This window comes from Ezakiella sp. (assembly GCF_034180565.1).
In the GTDB taxonomy this organism is placed as follows: domain Bacteria; phylum Bacillota; class Clostridia; order Tissierellales; family Peptoniphilaceae; genus Ezakiella.
Map to the genome: position 1 here is coordinate 1 of NZ_JAXFOB010000029.1, position 19632 is coordinate 19632.

Genomic DNA, 19632 nt, shown 5'->3' on the forward strand with positions numbered 1-19632 from the left:
CGCACCATAAACATATCAAATTCACCGCTTATTATCTTATACTCCAAATCGCGAAACCCGAAGAATATCGAGTTTATCGAAATGAATAAAAAATTAAAACCGATCAGCAATAATATTTTATTATAATTCCAATTTTGAAATTTCACTCCAACGTTTTTCAAAGCTATCCAAAATATAAAATTATTAAAAATAGTTATGAGCACTCCAAAAACTGTAGAAAAAGATTCAAACTTAAATTCCAACTTGTTTTTTGTATAGAGTGTCAAATATCTTTTGAGCAATTTAAAATTTTTACTTATAGAATACATACAACAGCTCCTCAAGATTCGGACTTCTAAAATAAAATTCATTCGGCGGCAATTTGTCCAAACTATGACTTTTAATCATTATAGCTTCTTTCTCAGGAATAATATATTTATACTCTCCATGATTTTCTTCCACAAAAAACTTTGTATCAATTTCTAAATCCAATTTAGAAATTAAAACCAAATTTTCATCCTGCATTTTTCTAAAATCTTCGTGCGTTATATCAAGAAGCTTCCGCCCTTTGTTAATCAAAATAATGTTGTCACACAACTTTTCAACATCGACCAAATCATGTGTCGTGATTAGAATAGTCTTCCCTTCAGCTCTAATATCGTTTAGAATTTTTCTGAATGCAAGTTTCGAAGTTATGTCGAGTCCCAAAGTCGGCTCATCGTAAATCAAGAGTTCCGGCTCATTTATAAGACTTACCAATATCTCAATTTTTATCCTTTCGCCCAAACTCATATTTCTCACCTTTTTGTCGACAAGATTTGTGGCATCTATAATTTTCGCATATTTGTTTATAGTTTTCTCATAATCTTCATCCGAAATATTATAAATATCTTTCATCAACAAAAGAGATTCCTTTGCGGCAAGATTATACCAAAGTGAGGAACGATTTCCAAACATTATTCCATATTTCTTCGAGAGCGTTTTTATATCTTTTCCCGGATTAAATCCCATAACATTTATTTCTCCGCTGTCGGGCAATAAAATTCCGGCAATCATCTTAATTATTGTACTTTTCCCTGCCCCGTTCGGCCCGATAAGTCCGGCAATCTTGCCTTTAGATATTGAAAAACTGATATCTCTGACTCCATCTCCACCTTTATAAATCTTCGAAACATTTTTTAATTCAACATAGTTCATAACTTTCTCCAAAAATAAATTGTATAACAAAATTCTGATTCATCTAATAGAAACGTTAATATTATTTAGCTTTTTAATGATAAATCCCAAGGAATTATCCCGCTTAGGTCATTTATGTAGCATTAATTTTCACTGCATATCACTTTTAATCTACTTTAATTATACATTATTTAATAATGAAATCCAAACGTTAAAATTAATATCCACTAAAAAACTCCTATCGGAGTCTATCCCAATAAGAGTTTTCATGTCAGTGTATCAATTACACCATTTATATTCTATTTATTTTCATTTGCAATTTTCTTTACTGCTTCTGCAACTTTTTCAGGAATTGTCATATCCATCGGATCCGGAATAACGTGGTCAGCGTCAAGTTCGTCTCCGACAATGTCTGCAATTGCGTGTGCAGCTGCCATATTCATTTCAGGAGTGATTTTCTTTGCACGTGCATCGAGAGCCCCTCTAAAGAGTCCAGGGAAACACAATACATTATTGATTTGGTTAGGGAAATCGGAACGACCGGTTCCAACAACCTTTGCGCCAGCTTCTTTTGCTTCGTCAGGATAAATCTCAGGAACTGGATTTGCCATTGCAAAAATGATTGCATCCTTGTTCATGCTCTTTACCATTTCCTTTGTAACAGCGCCTGCAACGCTTACACCGATAAATATATCGGCCCCTTTCATTGCATCTGCAAGAGTTCCTTTTTCGTTGTTTTCATTTGTAATTTCAGCAACTTCGTTTTTAATCCAGTTGTTTCTTTCGTTTCCTCTGTAAACAATTCCCTTTGAGTCGAGAATCAAAATGTGTTTAACACCCAAACCTCTCATCATTTTAAGAATTGCAACACCTGCTGCACCGCATCCGTTTATGACAACTTTTACATCTTCAGCTTTTTTGCCTACAACTTTAAGTGCATTTATAACACCGGCGGTAACAACGATAGCAGTTCCGTGTTGGTCGTCGTGGAAAACAGGGATGTCGAGTTCTTCAACGAGTCTTCTTTCAATTTCAAAACATCTCGGAGCAGCAATGTCTTCAAGATTTATGCCTCCAAATGTAGGTGCAATCATTTTAACTGTTTCAATGATTTTTTCGGTGTCTTGCGAATCCACCAAAATAGGAAAAGCATCTACATTTCCAAAATGTTTGAACAAAATTGATTTTCCTTCCATAACAGGCATGCCGGCTTCTGCACCGATATTACCAAGACCCAAAACTGCTGAGCCGTCTGTAACAACAGCTACGAGATTACCCTTTGCGGTGTATTTGTATACATCTTCTTTGTTTTCAGCAATCTTTTTGCATGGTTCAGCAACACCAGGTGTGTATAAAAGTGCCAAATCATCTTTTTTGGTTAACGGATATTTGGATTCAACCTTAATTTTGCCCTTATAATCTTCGTGTAATTTAAGTGCCTTTTCCTTGTAATCATGTGTTTCGCTCATTCTCTCAAAAACCTCCTCAATAGAAACTCTATTAACATTTATATTTTGTGTGTAAAACTTCTCAAAAACTTCATCCAGTATCGTAAAATATTCTATTTCCCCTGTACCGAGAAGTGTTGAAATTATCGTGGAAAATCCACCGGCATCAGCCGCTTCCAAATCCGCCCTCACATTGAGTCCTGAGTTTTTCAGCCTATTTTGCAAATTCAGAAAACTCCTTTTCATAAGCTCATATTCCAAGGCTCCGGTGCTTATTCTCGAACATTTTCTACCCTTGTACGGATTGTTTAAAGGTCTGTCCAAAATCAATCGAATCTTCTTGTTTCTGTCGCTTATAATTTCCGGAACCTCTAACCTGTCTATGTAGTAGACATTTAATCCAAGCGGTTTCAGTTCATTGTCGTTCTTGTCAAAAAACTTGAACCCGAACTCCGAAAGAAATCCCATTCCAAAATCAGTCGTATTAAGAAATCTCACATCCAAATATACTATATCATAAAATTCAAATAATTTCAAAATCTCTTTTCCAACTAAAGTAGAAGCGTCCTTGAGCTTTATTTTGCCACCTTCGTGAGGCGTATACAGAACAGCCCTTTCGTTTATTATATCTATATCTTTTTCATTTACATATTTATTTCCAAAAAAATAAATTCTATCTATCATCAGAATCTTCCTCTCAACTATATATACCCCATTAACAGTAATATTCACATTTTTTAAACCAAAGAACAAAATTTCGGATAAAAAATATATTCCAAATACTACTTTTTTATGCTATAATAGTTTAAGAGGTGATTCATTTGAAGAAATATATGACAAGAGATTCAATAAAAAGTTATTTACTTATTTTAGTCGGAATTACAATGGTAGGTCTAGGAGTGCACTTCTTCCATTCGCCATTTCACTTGGCGGTCGGCGGCGCATACGGTATCGGTGTTGTGCTCTCTGAATTTACCGGACTTCAACCGGGAGACATAATGTTAATTGTTAACGGAGTATTATTTATTCTCGCATTTTTACTTATCGGCGCCTCATTCGGCGTAAAGACTATTCTTGCAAGTCTCGGTACATCCGGCGTTGTCAAAATTCTAGAATTTATTGCACCAAATCCGAAGAGCTTATCCGGCGACATAATGCTCGATTTAATTTGCGGTGTTATTTTATCCGCAATAGGCATCGGAATCGTTTTTAACCAAGGTGCATCAACCGGCGGAACTGACATTTTGGGAAAAATTGTAAATAAATTTACAGGTGTTGACATAGGAAAAGCCGTTTTGTATTGCGACTTTTTAATCACTCTAGGTGCAACTTTGGCATATGGACCGAAAACCGGACTCTACTCGCTATTCGGCGTTGTTATAAACGGACTTATTATCGACTATGTAATTGACGGTATGAATATGGCAAAGGAAGTCACAATTGTTGCTGACGACCCGGCTCCAATAGTCCACTTTATACATCACGAACTTATTAAAACATGTACTCTCTACGATGCGCACGGAGCTTATAGCGGCAAACCGAAACAAGTCATCGTAACAATTCTCGACAGAAGAAGCTATGTACAATTAAAAGAGTTTTTAAAATCTTCCGACCAAAAAATATTTACATGGATAAAAAATTCATCCGAAGTGCACGGTGAAGGTTTTAGAGCAATAGAATAACAAAAAAGCATGATTGAATTTACAAAACGTAAATCATCATGCTTTTATTTTTACTCATAACGAAAATTACACCAAATAAGTTAAGCAAGTATAAATTCTACATATATACTCAATCTTATCTTTATTACTTAAAGAATTCTTCGTATAAATTCTTTTCGCTCGATTTTATTTCTTCGAGCGATACATTTGATTTTAGAACTTCTCTTTCTTTCATATCTTCGACCTTGTATGAGTTGTCCTTGTCTTTAATAATCTTTACTAGCAAAACGCTCTTGACACTCTCCTCTTCGCCTTTATAAATCTCTATATAAACTGTATCAGAGATATCAAAGTCCGGCTTCCACCAAAATTCATCTCCGGAATTTAGTTTCAAGCTTTTCACAAACTCATGCGGGCTTTTTAAAAATACAAATCCTTCTTTTGTTTCAATATAATACTTTTCGTTTTCTCCCTTCAATTTAAACCCTGTGTTTAAATCGAAATCAACTCCCGCAAAATGCCGATGGTTCTCAAAATTATCCACTGAAAGTTCTGTCTCTTTTCCAAAAACGCTGTCCGATTTTCCGCACGACGTTATAATAAGACTCACGGTAATAATCATTAATAGCAAATATTTCTTTTTCATAATATTATGTCTCCTCCATTTCTATAAAAAATATATGAAATTTAATTCTCTCATTTTTTCTCCATAACATTTTAAAATTATTATTCTTTGTTTCAACTCATCCACCAATTAAATCTTAGATTTACATATTACAATTAAATTATACATCAAAAAAAAAAAAAAAAAATACAACAGTTTTTATAATTTTTTTAATATCTATACAAAAAGACTCTTTTAAAATAAATTAAAAGAGTCTTTTATATTACATACCTTTATCTTCTTTATCCTGTCTTCTTAGTTCTCTCAAAATTTCCGTCATTGAAAGATCTCCTAAAATTTCAGGCTCTTCAATTCTTTCTTCTGGTTCTTCATGTTCTTTGATATATAGAGGATCATCTTCCGCAAGTGGAACTTTTACATTCATATATCTCTTCATACCTGTTCCTGCAGGGATTGTCATACCGATAATAACATTTTCCTTGAGTCCTACGAGATGGTCTTCCTTACCTTTGATTGCTGCATCCGCCAAGATTCTTGTAGTTTCTTGGAATGATGCTGCGGATAAGAACGAATCAGTTGCAAGAGATGCTTTTGTAATTCCGAGGAGTGCTCTTTCACCCGTTGCAGGAATCTTACCTTCAGCTTGGAGTTCCTTGTTTTGTTCTCTGAATTCATAGAGCGAAACAAGTGTGCCCGGAATGAATGTGCTGTCTCCGGCATCATCAATTCTCACACGTGAGAGCATTTGTCTAATGATTATTTCAACGTGCTTGTCGTTGATATCAACCCCTGACATTCTATATGTTCTTTGAACTTCCTTAACAATATATCTTTCAACGCCTTTGACGCCTTCGATTTTAAATATATCGTGCGGGTTAATAGAACCTTCTGTGAGCGGATCTCCCGCATTCACAACGTCACCTTCGTGAACCTTTAGAGTCGAACCGAAAGCAATTTGATATACTTTGGATTCTTCTTCATTTTCAACTATAACTTCACGTTTCTTTTCGTCGCCCGCAAGTGTAACTTTTCCTGAGATTTCAGTTATAACAGCAACCCCTTTAGGTTTTCTTGCTTCGAAAAGTTCTTCAACTCTCGGCAAACCTTGAGTGATGTCGTCAGCCTTAGCAACACCGCCGGAGTGAATGGTTCTCATTGTAAGCTGAGTTCCAGGTTCACCGATTGATTGTGCTGCAACGATTCCGACTGCTTCACCGATGTCAACTCTGTTTCCGTTTGCAAGGTTTTTACCATAACATTTTGAACATACGCCGTGTTTTGCGTTACATTGAAGAACAGATCTTACTTTAACACTTTCGATTCCGATATCTTGGATATGTTTTGCCATTTTTTCGGTTATGAGTTCATCTTTTGTGCATATGACTTCCCCGGTATTCGGGTCAACAATATCCTCAAACGGGTATCTTCCTTCAAGTCTATCTTTCAATTCTTCGATAACTTCGTTTCCGTCTTTAAAGGTTGTAATTTCGATATAACCGTCTGTGTGACAATCGTCTTCACGAACGATAACATCTTGAGAAACGTCAACCAAACGACGTGTCAAATATCCTGCGTCAGCAGTCTTTAGAGCCGTGTCGGAAAGTCCTTTTCTAGTACCGTGTGATGAAATAAAGAATTCCATAACCGAAAGTCCTTCACGGAAGTTTGACTTAATTGGAATTTCAACGGTCTTGCCTGTTGAAGATGCCATAAGTCCACGCATACCTCCGAGCTGTCTGATTTGGTTCTTAGAACCACGAGCTCCGGATGTAGCCATCAAATAAATGTTGTTGTCGTGTGGCAAAACTTCCATAAGTTCGTCCGTAACCTTGTCGGTTGCATCGTTCCAAATATCAATTACTTGAGAATATCTTTCTTCTTCAGACATTCTACCGCGTCTATATAATTTTTGAACTTTATCAACTTCTTTTTGAGCTTCGTCGATAATGCTTTGCTTTGTTTCAGGAACTGTAACGTCACTCATAGAAACCGATATAGCTGATAATGTTGAATATTTATAGCCTGTAGCCTTGATATAGTCAAGAACTTCAGCCGTTATATTATTTCCGTGTTTATTGAAGCATGCATCGATGATTGAAACAAGTCCTTTCTTGTTTACAACCTTATCAACTTCCAAACTGAACGGATCTTTTTCTCTGTCGACAAATCCTAAGTCTTGAGGAATTCTTTGGTTGAAGATAAATCTTCCGCATGTTGATTCAACGGTTTTAAATCTGCCGTCTTCAAGATAAACTCTAACTCTTACTCTGTCTTGAAGAGTTATCTTTCTATTAAATAGAGCTACAATCATTTCATCGTAGTCTTTGAAAGAGTGAATTTCGTCTTGCGGCGTGAATCTGTCCATTGTGAGATAGAAACATCCGAGAACCATGTCTTGTGACGGAGCGGTGATTGGCTTTCCGTCCTTCGGTGCCAAAATGTTGTTTGTTGAAAGCATCATAAGTCTTGCTTCCGCTTGTGCTTCAACTGAAAGCGGAAGGTGAACAGCCATTTGGTCTCCGTCGAAGTCAGCGTTAAACGGTGTACATACGAGCGGATGAAGTTTAATAGCCTTGCCTTCAACAAGCACCGGTTCAAATGCTTGAATACCAAGTCTGTGAAGTGTCGGGGCACGGTTTAAAAGTACCGGGTGGTCCTTGATAACCTTTTCAAGTTCATCCCAAACTTCACTGTCCATTCTTTCAATCATACGTTTTGCATTTTTAATGTTGTGTGCCTTCTTTGACTTCACAAGTTCATGCATAACAAAAGGTTTAAAGAGTTCAAGTGCCATTGTCTTCGGAAGTCCGCATTGATAGAACTTGAGTTCAGGTCCTACAACGATAACGGAACGTCCTGAATAGTCTACACGTTTACCGAGAAGGTTTTGACGGAAACGTCCTTGTTTACCCTTTAACATATCATTCAAACTCTTGAGCGGTCTGTTTCCCGGACCTGTGACAGGTCTTCCGCGTCTGCCGTTGTCAATCAAAGCGTCAACAGCTTCTTGGAGCATTCTCTTTTCGTTTCTTACGATAATTTCAGGTGCGCCAAGTTCCAAAAGTCTCTTTAATCTATTATTTCTGTTGATTACACGTCTGTATAAATCATTTAAGTCGGAAGTTGCAAAACGTCCACCGTCGAGTTCAACCATAGGTCTTAAATCCGGCGGAATAACCGGAAGTGCATCGAGAATCATCCATTCCGGCTTGTTGCCGCTCAGTCTGAAAGCTTCGACAACTTCAAGACGTCTTGTGATTCTTACTCTTTTTTGTCCGGTTGCACCGACAAGTTCTTCCTTAAGTTCCTTTGAAATTTTTTCAGGATCGACTTCCATCAAAAGTTCTTTGATTGCTTCAGCACCCATTCCGGCTCTGAATCCTCCCGGGAACTTCTTTGAATATTCATCATATTCCTGTTCGGTCAAAAGTTCTTGTTTGACAAGATTTGTTTCGCCCGGATCAAGCACGACATAGTTCGCAAAATATAGAACCTTTTCAAGATTTCTCGGGCTCATATCCAAAATGAGTCCCATTCTTGAAGGAATTCCCTTAAAATACCAGATATGTGAACATGGAGAAGCAAGCTCTATGTGTCCCATTCTCTCACGACGAACTTTTGCCTTTGTTACCTCAACTCCGCATCTATCACAGACTACTCCCTTGTAACGAATTCTCTTGTACTTACCGCAATGACATTCCCAGTCTTTGGTAGGTCCGAAAATTCTTTCGCAAAAAAGACCCTCTTTTTCAGGTTTAAGTGTCCTGTAATTTATCGTCTCCGGTTTTTTTACCTCGCCATAAGACCATGAGCGAATTTTTTCCGGAGATGCGAGTCCAATTTTTATTGATTCAAAATTTTCTGTTTCGAACAAATTATGCCTCCCTTTTATTCTGATTCATCTTCATCAAAATATTCCAAGTCGTCATCGACTTCGTAGTCATAGCTTTCGTCGCTATCATCTTCTTGTTCCTTCAAATCTTCCAGACTTACTTCCTTTTCATCCTCTTCGGAATCTTCAATTCCGTAATCTGAATAAGAGCTTATTGAACTCATTTCATTTGTAATTTCATTTAAATCAGTCGGTTCGTCGTCCAAATACTCTTTTAATTCTATTTCATTTTTATTTTCATCCAAAACTTTAACATCGAGCGCGAGGGATTGAAGTTCTTTAATTAAAACCTTGAAACTTTCAGGAATTCCCGGTTCCGGAATATTTTCACCCTTTACAATTGCTTCATATGTCTTAACACGTCCGACAATATCGTCTGATTTTACAGTGAGCATTTCTTGAAGCACGTGGCTTGCGCCGTAACCTTCAAGAGCCCAAACTTCCATTTCCCCGAATCTTTGACCGCCGAATTGTGCTTTACCTCCGAGCGGTTGTTGCGTAACAAGTGAGTATGGTCCTGTTGAACGAGCGTGAATCTTTTCGTCGACCATGTGGTGGAGTTTAACCATATACATGTATCCGACTGTTGCAGGTCTGTCAAAAGGAAGACCTGTTCTTCCGTCTCTAACCTCAATCATACCCGTCTTCGGATAGCCCGCTTCTTCGAGCGATTCGATAATATCATTTTCATTTGCCCCGTCAAAAACAGGTGTTTCAACATAGATACCGAGTTTCTTTGCAGCGAGTCCCAAGTGGACTTCCAAAACTTGTCCGAGGTTCATACGTGACGGAATACCTTGTGGGTTCAGACAAATTTGAAGCGGTGTGCCGTCCGGTAAATAAGGCATATCTTCTTCAGGAAGAATTCTTGAAATAACACCCTTGTTTCCGTGGCGTCCGCACATCTTGTCTCCGACCATAATCTTTCTCTTTGTCGCAACATAAACTCTTACGCTTCTATTTACTCCCGGTGGCAATTCGTCTCCGGCTTCTCTTGTGTAATTTCTAACGTCGACAACGATTCCCGTTTCTCCGTGTGGAACTTTTAAAGAAGTATCTCTTACTTCTCTTGCTTTTTCACCGAAAATTGCTCTTAAAAGTCTTTCTTCCGGAGCGAGTTCCGTTTCACCCTTAGGCGTAACCTTTCCTACTAGGAAATCTCCTGATGTTACTTCGGCGCCGATTCTAATAATGCCTTCTTCATCCAAATCTTTGAGCATATCTTCGCCGACGTTCGGAATGTCTCTCGTAATTTCTTCAGGGCCTAGCTTTGTATCTCTTGAATCGAGTTCATATTCTTCAATATGAACCGATGTTAGTACGTCGTCAACAACAAGCTTTTCGTTAATCAAAATAGCATCTTCGTAGTTATAGCCTTCCCAAGTCATAAATCCGATAAGAACGTTTTTACCGATTGCCATTTCTCCGCCGTTTGTTGACGGACCGTCGGCAATAACGTCACCCTTTTCAACTCTTTCACCTTCGTGAACTATAGGACGTTGATTCAAAGTTGTGCCTTGGTTTGAACGGATAAATTTGCTTATTGAATAAGAATCTTTCTTTCCGTCATCCGTCGCTATAACGATGCCTGTTGAGTCAACAGATTCGACAACTCCGGCGTTTTTCGCAATAATAACTACGCCCGAGTCAACTGCAGCTTTGTATTCGATACCCGTTCCGACAATAGGTGCCTCCGTTGTTATAAGAGGAACCGCTTGACGTTGCATGTTTGCACCCATGAGCGCACGTTTTGCGTCGTCTTTTTCAAGGAACGGAATTAGAGCCGTACCCACAGAAACGATTTGTTTCGGTGAAACGTCCATATAATCGACATCTTCTCTTTTAAATACGTCGATAATACCCTTGTGTCCACGAGCGACAACTCTTTCTTCAATGAATCTGCCGTTTTCGTCGACCTTTTCATTTGATTGTGCGATTACCATTTCGTCTTCTTCATCCGCCATCAAATAATCTATTTCATCGGTTACAATACCTTCCGGCTTTTTAACCTTTCTGTAAGGTGCTTCAATAAAACCATATTCATTTATCCTTGCATATGTTGTAAGCGAAGTCATAAGACCGATATTCGGTCCTTCAGGCGTTTCAATAGGACACATTCTTCCGTAGTGTGAATTGTGAACGTCTCTTACTTCAAAGCCCGCTCTATCTCTTGAAAGTCCTCCCGGTCCGAGAGCCGACATCTTTCTTTTGTGAGTGAGTTCCGACAAAGGATTTGTTTGGTCCATGAATTGTGAAAGCTGCGATGAACCGAAAAATTCCTTAATGCTTGCAACGAGCGGCCTTATATTTATGAGGGCTTGAGGAGTTGCGTAGTCCATGTCTTGAATCGTCATTCTTTCTCTTACAACTCTCTCCATTCTGGAGAGTCCAATTCTAAATTGATTTTGTAAAAGTTCGCCGACGCATCTTATTCTACGGTTTGCCAAGTGGTCAATATCATCGGTTGTGCCGACGCCTTCAAACAATAACAGCTCGTAGTTTACACTTGCTACAACATCTGAAATAAGAATATGTTTCGGATAAAGCTTTCTGTAATTTTGTACAACGGCTTTTTCCAAATCTTCTTCTTCCAATATATCCATCATTGCAGGATAATATACTTTTTCTTTTATTCCATATTTTTCAAGATCTATTTTGTCCTTGAAGACTGCTGTGTCAACACACCAGTTTCCTACGATTTTAAGTTTCTTTCCGGCATGCAAAATAAACACAGAATTTATTCCTGCGTCCTCAATTCTCTTTGCATCCTCCGCCGTCAAAACTTGTCCTTCCTCATACAGAACTTCGCCTGTATTCGGGTCGACAACATCTTCTGCAAGGGTTAAATTTTTTATTCTGTTTGCTAAACCAAGCTTTTTATTGAGTTTATATCTTCCGACTTTTGCTAAATCATATCTCTTGTAGTCGAAGAACATATTGTACAAAAGACTTGTTGCGGACTCTTCCGTTGCAGGTTCTCCCGGTCTCAGTCTTTTATAAATTTCAATAACGGCTTCGCTCTTGTTCTTTGAAGGGTCCTTTTCAAATGTCTTTTGAAGAACTTCAAAATCTCCGACCGCTTCAATAATATCTTCATTTGATTCTATTTCAAATGCACGAAGAAGTGTCGTCAATGGAACCTTTCTGGTTCTGTCTACACGAACACTCAAACTTCCCGTAGTGTCTGTTTCGTATTCAAGCCATGCTCCTCTGTTAGGTATAACTTGAGCGTTAACTTGCAAATTACCGTTTTTATCGAAACTTGAAGTGTAATAAGCACCCGGACTTCTTACAAGCTGGCTGACGATAACTCTTTCAGCACCGTTTATAATAAAAGTCCCGGTCTTTGTCATAAGAGGTAAATCTCCCATGAAAACCTCTTGTTCCTTGACTTCTCCCGTTTCTTTGTTTATAAGTCTCACCTTTGCGCGAAGCCCTGCGGAATAGTTTGCATCACGCATTCTCGCTTCGGATTCGGTGTACTTAAGCTTGTCATCAAGTTTGTAATCGACAAATTCCAGAATAAGATTTCCTGCATAATCTTCTACCGGACTTACGTCGTCAAAAACTTCCTTTATTCCATGTTCTATGAACCATTCGTAAGACTCTGTTTGAACTTCCAAAAGATTTGGCATCTCAAGAGCTTCGTTGACTCTGGAATAACTCATTCTTGTTCTTTTACCATACTGTACAGGATGTACCATGTATTATATTCACCCCTCACAAAAATATATGAAACCAACCAAAAGACCGTAACAATTGCTTAACCGACAGAACTGACAAGTCGCCAAAAAGCCGCTCCGGTCAAGTACGACAGCAAAGTTTATCTTTTGTCGGCCCCTTCCAATACATAGCGGAATCTTAAAAAATAGTGAGAATAATCCACTTTTATATTCATCTTCTTATGATATCACAAAAAAAATCTTTTGTCAAGCAAAACAAAGAGGTTTTCTAATATTTATTTTATTATTATTGTCTATATCCGTTCATTATTTCTTCTAAAATTTCAGGACTTGTTTTCGGAGTGTACGAAAGAGCATTTGCACCGGCATTTATCGTCGCCATAATGTGTTCATCTGTATGACCGCTCGTTGCAATTATTGGAAATTCGTTTCCAACCTTCTTCCTTACTTCTCTGACGAGTTCAGGTGTACGCTTTCCGCCGGCGACATTTAAAATTCTTGCACCCGCTTCAATTTTTCCCAAAACATCGTCATTTATACTTGCAATAGTCGATACTATCGGAATATCTACATATTCAGCCATAGCTTTAATAACTTCATTTTGCATCGGTGCATTTACAACAACTCCGAACGCTCCATGAAGCTCCGCTTGAAACGCAATTTCAATTGCTCGAGGTCCGGACGTGATTCCTCCGCCAACTCCTACAAAAACAGGAACAGGCGCAACGTCAAGAATCGCTCTTGTAATCGAAAGCTCCGGTGTAAAAGGATAGACTGCCATAACCGCTTCCGCATTGTTGTTTCTAATAATTGCAACATCCGTTGTGAACATCAAACTCTTGATCCTTCTGCCCATAATATTTATACCGGAGCATCTATAAGCTACTTCCGGCATCATTTGCACATGGCGTCTCAAATTCGTCTCAACACTCGGTATGTATCTTCTCGTTTTGTTGTCCATGTCCACAATATTTACTATACAATCGTCTTTTTCAATGTCCGTATAATCCAATTTTTCTTCTTCATTTTCAAGTTCTTTATATTCCATATTACCTCCTAAAAAAAGAAAAGCGCCCCAAAAGGGACGCTAAATTTTAAAACCTATAGTTTACCTACCAAATCAATGCCCGGTGTCAAAGTGTCATCACCAGGTTGCCATTTTGCAGGACATACCTTGTCGCCGTGTTCGAAAACAAATTGGCTTGCTTCAACTTTTCTCAATAGACTCAAAGCATCACGGCCGATTCCCATATCGTGGATTTCATAAGCAGAAACCTTTAGATCTGGATTTATAATGAATGTTCCTCTTAGATTTTGTCCTTCTTCAGGAACATAAACTCCGAACATATCTCCGAGTTGTCTTGTTCTGTCTGAAAGCATTGTGTATTTGATTTTTGCAATTGAAGGACTTGCGTCTTGCCATGCTTTGTGAACAAATTCAGAGTCTGTTGAAACTGAATAGATGTCACATCCGATTTTTTGGAATTTTTCGTAATTTTCAGCCAAGTCTTCAAGTTCTGTAGGGCAAACGAATGTAAAGTCTCCCGGATAGAAGAAAAATACACTCCATTTTCCTTTTAGATCATCCTTTGAAACCTCAAAGAATTCTCCATCTTTATATGCAGTAACGGTGAAATCACCAATTTCTTGCCCAATCATATTTTCGATAAATAAATCTGATAACATTTTATTCCTCCTTAATATTAATTATGGTTATAACAACCATTCTATTAATATATATACCCCACAAAAAAACAATTTAAACAAATTTATTTTTTCCCGAGAAGAGTTCCGAAAATCCCTCTCATAAGCTCATTTCCAATTTTGCGACTTGCGGTTCCAACCATCGAATTTATTACTTTTCCGCCGAATTTTTCAAGCTCGCTTCTATTCTTTTTCCTTTCCCTCTCAAGTCTCTCCTCTTCTTTTCTAATTCTCTCCGCTTCTTTTCTCGAAAGTTCTTCCTCTTTTATTCTTGCTTTTTCCTGTTCGAGTTTTTCCTGTTCAGCTTCAATCCTCTTTCTCTCTTCTAGAAGCATTTCATATGCGGACACTCTATCTATCATATCCTTGTATTTTGACATAATAATAGACTCATTGGAAAAAGTTTTAATATCTTCCGAACTCATTGTAGCGAAGGAACTCATCGGCGGCATAATAAGAGCCTTTTCCGTCACTTGCGGAAGCCCCTTTTCATCGAGACAGGAAACAAGTGCTTCCCCACTCTTCATATTTGTTAACGCCGACTCAATATCAAGATTCGGATTTTCTCTAAAATTCATCGCCGTATCTTTTATCATCTTTCTATCCTTCGGAGTGAATGCTCTTAATGCGTGTTGAATTTTATTTCCAAGTTGTGAAAGTACATCCTCCGGAATGTCCCCCGGGCTTTGCGTAACAAAAAATACACCTACACCCTTTGAGCGTATAAGCTTTATGACTTGAAGAAGTTTATCTTTTAAAACCTTACTTCCTTGACTGAAAATGAGGTGCGCTTCATCAAAGAAGAACAACATCTTAGGAGTTTCCAAATCTCCAACTTCAGGAAGAATTTCATAAATCTCAGACAAAAACCAAAGAAGAAATGTCGTATAGAGTTTTGGACGTTGAAATAAAACTTTTGAATTTAAAATATTAATTATGCCCTTTCCATCAGGCGTCTTTTTCATCAAATCGTTCACATCAAGAGCCGGCTCACCAAAAAACTTCTCCGCTCCTTCATTCTCCAAGACCAAAAGTGCTCTATTTATCGCACCGACCGACTGTGGAGAAATGTTTCCGTATTCCGCACGAAGCTCTTTGCTATGTTCAGAAATATAATTTAACATTGACTTTAAATCCTTAAAATCCAAAATCAAGAGTCCTCTTTCATCGGCAACTTTAAAAGCAATATTTAAAATTCCGGTTTGAACATCGTTAAGCTCCAACAGATTCGAAAGCAGAATCGGTCCCAAATCCGAAACAGTTGCCCTTATAGGCACTCCAAAATCCTCCAAAATATCCCATGATTGAACAGGAAAACCTTGGAACTTAAAATTCTCATCACCTATAAAATTTAATCTTTCAGTTATCTTTTCATTTTCTTCCCCGGCAATATGTAGTCCGTACAAATCTCCCTTTACATCCGGAATAAAAACCGGAATCCCAAGCATCGACGCTCTTTCCGCAATAACTTTTAAAGTCGTGGTCTTTCCCGTTCCGGTCGCTCCCGCAATAAGACCGTGCCTGTTTAACATTTCCGATTTAATAAAAACTTGATTTTCGCCCTTTCCTATAAGAATATCCGTCATATTAACACCCCCATCTAATTATATGTATAAATCGAATTAAAAGTCAATAGTGTTAATAATTCTTATTATTGGGTATATCATAATAAAGAGGTGATTATATGACAAAAATATCTGTACTTAATTTAGTGCCAAAATATAAAGACGAAACTATGACCGAATCTTTTGAAAGAGCTGTCGCATTGGCACAATTTGCAGACAAACACGATTTCTTAAGATATTGGGTTGCAGAACACCACAACAGCCCGGGTGTGCTAAGCTCCGCAACAGAAATTATTCTTGCGCATCTTGCCGACCACACAAAGAGAATAAGAATCGGAGCCGGTGGAGTAATGCTTCCAAACCACACTGTCTTCCAAGTTGCTGAAAAATACGGAACACTTGAAGCACTGTTTCCGGGAAGAATAGACTTGGGCGTCGGAAGAGCTCCGGGAACTGACATTGAAACTGCAAAACTTATCTACAGAAATACCTATCAATTAGAAAGTTTCCAAAAAGCAATTGAAGAACTTTTGGATTATTTCTCAAAAGAAGCACGCGACTTCAAAGTTGCACCATATCCTGGAGTAGGAACAAATGTACCTGTCACAATTTTAGGAAGCTCGCTCGACTCGGCAACTGTTGCTGCAGAACTCGGACTTCCGTATTCATTCGCAGGACACTTTGCACCGCACACAGTCGAAGCTGCATTTAAACTATATAGAAGAAATTTCAAACCAAGTAAATATCTTGATAAACCATACACAATGCTCGGACTTTCGGCAAACATTGCCGACAACAAAACCGATGCAGATGAGCTCGAATTCCACGCAATTCAAGTATTCCTACAAATACTCGACGTAAAAAACAGAGCGGAATTCGAAAAAATAAATCCTGATGAAGCGCCAGAGCTCACATCGATGCAAAAATTTGCGTTAAGAACTATGCGCGGACTTCACATCGGCGGAGACAAGGACGAAGCATCAAGGCAATGGAGAGAGTTCAAGGAAAAATATCAACCGGACGAACTTATCGCCGTTTGCTATATCCCTGAATATGAAAAACTTGAAAAATCATACGAAATGCTCGAAGACATTGTTCTAAACGACTAAAAAAGGCCCCTCACAGGGTCTTTTAAAATACATTATTTTCTATTAGTAACCTTACTATCTCTTCCAAATTCTCTTTGTCAACTTCATTAAAACGATTTAAACTATAGGAGTCCAAATCTAGCACTCCTATTTTTTTGTCATTACATATTATCGGAACAACAATTTCAGATTTTGACAATGAATCGCAAGCGATATGTCCCGGAAACTTTTCCACATCCGGAACTACAAGTGTCCTTCCCTCTTCAAAAGCCGTTCCGCAAACAGCGCATCCAATTTTTATCCTGTTGCATGCAGCCTTTCCTTGAAACGGTCCCAAAACAAGTTCTCCATCTCTTTCAATATAAACCCCCGCCCAACTAACATCCGGCAACTCCTTTATAAAAGCCATAGTGTTGCACAAATTTGCAAGCTTATCGCTCTCCTTATGAAGCTGGAGCTTGATATTAAAAATAATTCTTTCGTAATCCATATTACACCTCATTATATATTATAACTTATAAAAAGAAAAAATTGAAGCTTTTATAATTAGTGAAAAACAATTCGGATAATATTTGTATCAACATCATTTTATCACTTTGTTTGATTACAATTATAATATAAGGGGTATGAATAAAACAGATGCAAGAAAACTTGTTTATTAGTAAATTTAAAGGAGGAAATATGAGTAAGGATTCAAAAAAAGACAAGAAAATGGAAAACCCTATGGACAAGAACGGTCTCGGTGAAGATCTTCCATCAAGAAACGACACTGTCCTAAAACACAAAATGAGAAGAGCTGCCGGCGCTCCGGTTGACAACAACGATGACTCGATGACCGCAGGAAAAAGAGGCCCTCTTTCAATTCAAGACCTATGGCTTTTCGAAAAACATGCACACTTCAACAGAGAACTCATTCCTGAAAGAAGAATGCACGCCAAAGGTTGGGGAGCATTTGGAAAATTCACTGTCACAAATGACATAACAAAATACACATGTGCAAAACTCTTTGAAAAAGTTGGAAACACATGTGAAGTATTTACAAGATTCTCTCTTGTTGCAGGTGAATCAGGATACGCCGACGCCGACAGAGACATAAGAGGATTTGCTGTAAAATTTTATACCGAAGACGGAAACTGGGACCTTGTAGGAAACAACACTCCTGTGTTTTTCTTTAGAGACCCGATGAAATTTATCGATTTGAACCACGTTGTAAAAAGAGACCCGAAAACGCATAGAAGAAATCCTACTGCAAATTGGGACTTCTGGACCTCGCTTCCCGAAAGTCTCCTCCAAGTAACAATTACAATGAGTGACAGAGGAATTCCTTCGTCGTTCAGATATATGCACGGTTTCGGCTCGCACACATACTCAATGTACAACAAAGATAAAGAGAGAGTTTGGGTAAAATATCATTGGAGAAGTGAACAAGGAATTCAAAACTATACCGATCAGGAAGCGGAAGTTGTTAACGGAAAAGAACCCGACTCAAACGGTAAAGATCTATTTGAAGCAATCGAAAAGAAAATGTACCCGAAATGGAAACTCTACATCCAAGTTATGACCGAGGAACAAGCTGAAAAACATCCTGTAAATCCATTTGACATTACAAAAATGTGGCTTAAAGAAGACTATCCATTAATCGAAGTTGGTGAAATGGAACTAAACAGAAATCCTGAAAACTACTTCCAAGATGTTGAACAAGCAGCATTCTCTCCTGGAAACATAATACCTGGACTTGGACTTTCTCCGGACAGACTGCTTCAAGCGAGAACATTCTTCTATATGGATGCGCAAAACTATCGTCTCGGAATAAATCATAACCAAATTCCTGTAAACAGTCCAAAAGGGGTAAAGCATCCTCACGACTTCCACAGAGATGGACAAATGAGAGTTGATGGAAATAAAGGTGCTGAAATACATTATGAACCGAACAGCTTCGGCGCATGGGAAGACAGCCCTGAAACAGAACTTCCGACAGATAAAGGCGGCGACGTCAAACGCTACGACTATAGAGAAGACGACCACGACTACTTCACGCAACCAGGAATGCTTTTCAACAATATGACCGACGAACAAAAACTTGTTCTTTGCGAAAATACTGCACGTGCAATGAAGGATGCAACACTGCAAATAAAACATCGTCACATCAGAAACACATACAAAGCTGACCCTGAATATGGAAAAGGTGTTGCAAAAGCTCTAGGCATCAATATAAAAGACGTCGACCTCGAAATGGAAGGCTCCGTTTCAAGAGAATCTTATGAACGTGACCGTATGAAAGATAAGGACAAAGATGTCCCGACAAAACCAAGCATGCCTGAAAGTGCAAAAGACCTTCCACCTGAAGGAAGAGACACAAACGCTAGTGACCCTAAAAAACTTAGCGATTGGAAAACCGACCCTCAATTGCTATAAATCTATAAACCTAAAAAAAGCGGCGTAAATTCGCCGCTTTTTGGTTGCTTTCGTTAAATTTAACGAACTTATTATTCAATTATGCATGTGAATTATCTAGTGAATGATTTCTCATATGAGTCCATTTTTTAATATATAAGATTTTGTGTATAAGCGCAATTTTTTTACATAAAAATATCTATGGAGAGTTTTACGCATCCATAGATATTATAGAGCTCAAAAAAGAGGAGGCAGAACCTCCCCTCTATACTTATAAATTTTTAGGATAAATCGATGTATAACGCGCAGTACAGTTTTTTCGCGAATGAGGTGTGCTATTGCACACCGCAACGAGCGAATAAAACGAAACAAGCGTTAGACGCGATTTAGACAAAAATTAAAATTATTCAATAATTT

Annotated in this window: 12 protein-coding genes; 3 read left to right on the forward strand and 9 right to left on the reverse strand. The window is 38.1% G+C overall.

Annotation, left to right across the window (positions count from 1 at the left end):
- Window positions 1-291 precede the first annotated feature (291 nt).
- Window positions 292-1176: an ATP-binding cassette domain-containing protein gene (locus tag SPI61_RS05980; protein ID WP_321137211.1), complete on the reverse strand. Its 885-nt coding sequence runs from the start codon at window positions 1174-1176 to the stop codon at window positions 292-294.
- Window positions 1177-1454: 278 nt separating this feature from the next.
- The gene (locus tag SPI61_RS05985) at window positions 1455-2624 is read right to left on the reverse strand and encodes an NADP-dependent malic enzyme (RefSeq protein ID WP_321137221.1); all 1170 of its coding nucleotides are present in this window, start codon (window positions 2622-2624) and stop codon (window positions 1455-1457) included.
- A gap of 791 nt (window positions 2625-3415) precedes the next feature.
- Between SPI61_RS05985 and SPI61_RS05990 the strand changes: the two genes are divergently transcribed.
- Window positions 3416-4285, forward strand: coding sequence for a YitT family protein (locus SPI61_RS05990; RefSeq protein ID WP_321137212.1), 870 nt, complete (start codon window positions 3416-3418; stop codon window positions 4283-4285).
- 124 nt (window positions 4286-4409) lie between these two features.
- Here SPI61_RS05990 and SPI61_RS05995 read toward each other — a convergent pair whose 3' ends face one another.
- From SPI61_RS05995 to SPI61_RS06020, 6 genes are all read right to left on the reverse strand, one after another.
- The gene (locus SPI61_RS05995; protein WP_321137213.1) at window positions 4410-4910 is read right to left on the reverse strand and encodes a hypothetical protein; all 501 of its coding nucleotides are present in this window, start codon (window positions 4908-4910) and stop codon (window positions 4410-4412) included.
- Between the two features lie 241 nt (window positions 4911-5151).
- Window positions 5152-8763 carry a DNA-directed RNA polymerase subunit beta' gene (gene rpoC / locus SPI61_RS06000; RefSeq protein WP_321137214.1) on the reverse strand — a complete coding sequence of 1204 codons (3612 nt, stop codon included), beginning with the start codon at window positions 8761-8763 and terminating at the stop codon, window positions 5152-5154.
- 14 nt (window positions 8764-8777) lie between these two features.
- Window positions 8778-12485, reverse strand: a complete 3708-nt coding sequence (locus SPI61_RS06005) for a DNA-directed RNA polymerase subunit beta (protein ID WP_321137215.1) — start codon at window positions 12483-12485, stop codon at window positions 8778-8780.
- Window positions 12486-12750: 265 nt separating this feature from the next.
- Complete coding sequence (locus SPI61_RS06010) at window positions 12751-13425, reverse strand: hydrolase (RefSeq protein WP_321137222.1); 675 nt, start codon at window positions 13423-13425, stop codon at window positions 12751-12753.
- A 140-nt stretch (window positions 13426-13565) separates the two neighbouring features.
- The gene (ahpC, locus tag SPI61_RS06015) at window positions 13566-14150 is read right to left on the reverse strand and encodes an alkyl hydroperoxide reductase subunit C (RefSeq protein WP_321137216.1); all 585 of its coding nucleotides are present in this window, start codon (window positions 14148-14150) and stop codon (window positions 13566-13568) included.
- 83 nt (window positions 14151-14233) lie between these two features.
- The gene (locus SPI61_RS06020; protein WP_321137217.1) at window positions 14234-15754 is read right to left on the reverse strand and encodes a helicase HerA-like domain-containing protein; all 1521 of its coding nucleotides are present in this window, start codon (window positions 15752-15754) and stop codon (window positions 14234-14236) included.
- A gap of 98 nt (window positions 15755-15852) precedes the next feature.
- Between SPI61_RS06020 and SPI61_RS06025 the strand changes: the two genes are divergently transcribed.
- Window positions 15853-16842 (forward strand): LLM class flavin-dependent oxidoreductase, encoded by a 990-nt coding sequence (locus SPI61_RS06025; RefSeq protein WP_321137218.1) that lies wholly within the window; start codon window positions 15853-15855, stop codon window positions 16840-16842.
- 22 nt (window positions 16843-16864) lie between these two features.
- On the opposite strand, the gene SPI61_RS06030 is transcribed toward SPI61_RS06025, so the two are convergent.
- Complete coding sequence (locus tag SPI61_RS06030; RefSeq protein ID WP_321137219.1) at window positions 16865-17311, reverse strand: GAF domain-containing protein; 447 nt, start codon at window positions 17309-17311, stop codon at window positions 16865-16867.
- A gap of 191 nt (window positions 17312-17502) precedes the next feature.
- On the opposite strand from SPI61_RS06030, the gene SPI61_RS06035 reads away from it, so the two are divergent.
- Window positions 17503-19236 (forward strand): catalase, encoded by a 1734-nt coding sequence (locus tag SPI61_RS06035; protein ID WP_321137220.1) that lies wholly within the window; start codon window positions 17503-17505, stop codon window positions 19234-19236.
- The last annotated feature ends 396 nt before the right edge of the window (window positions 19237-19632 follow it).

Bases quoted from the DNA above. Each gene is read 5' to 3' on its own strand.
- SPI61_RS05980 (WP_321137211.1), bottom strand. From the start codon at position 1,176: ATGAACTATGTTGAATTAAAAAATGTTTCGAAGATTTATAAAGGTGGA.
- SPI61_RS05985 (WP_321137221.1), bottom strand. From the start codon at position 2,624: ATGAGCGAAACACATGATTACAAGGAAAAGGCACTTAAATTACACGAA.
- SPI61_RS05995 (WP_321137213.1), bottom strand. From the start codon at position 4,910: ATGAAAAAGAAATATTTGCTATTAATGATTATTACCGTGAGTCTTATT.
- SPI61_RS06005 (WP_321137215.1), bottom strand. From the start codon at position 12,485: ATGGTACATCCTGTACAGTATGGTAAAAGAACAAGAATGAGTTATTCC.
- SPI61_RS06010 (WP_321137222.1), bottom strand. From the start codon at position 13,425: ATGGACAACAAAACGAGAAGATACATACCGAGTGTTGAGACGAATTTG.
- ahpC (WP_321137216.1), bottom strand. From the start codon at position 14,150: ATGTTATCAGATTTATTTATCGAAAATATGATTGGGCAAGAAATTGGT.
- SPI61_RS06020 (WP_321137217.1), bottom strand. From the start codon at position 15,754: ATGACGGATATTCTTATAGGAAAGGGCGAAAATCAAGTTTTTATTAAA.
- SPI61_RS06025 (WP_321137218.1), top strand. From the start codon at position 15,853: ATGACAAAAATATCTGTACTTAATTTAGTGCCAAAATATAAAGACGAA.
- SPI61_RS06030 (WP_321137219.1), bottom strand. From the start codon at position 17,311: ATGGATTACGAAAGAATTATTTTTAATATCAAGCTCCAGCTTCATAAG.
- SPI61_RS06035 (WP_321137220.1), top strand. From the start codon at position 17,503: ATGAGTAAGGATTCAAAAAAAGACAAGAAAATGGAAAACCCTATGGAC.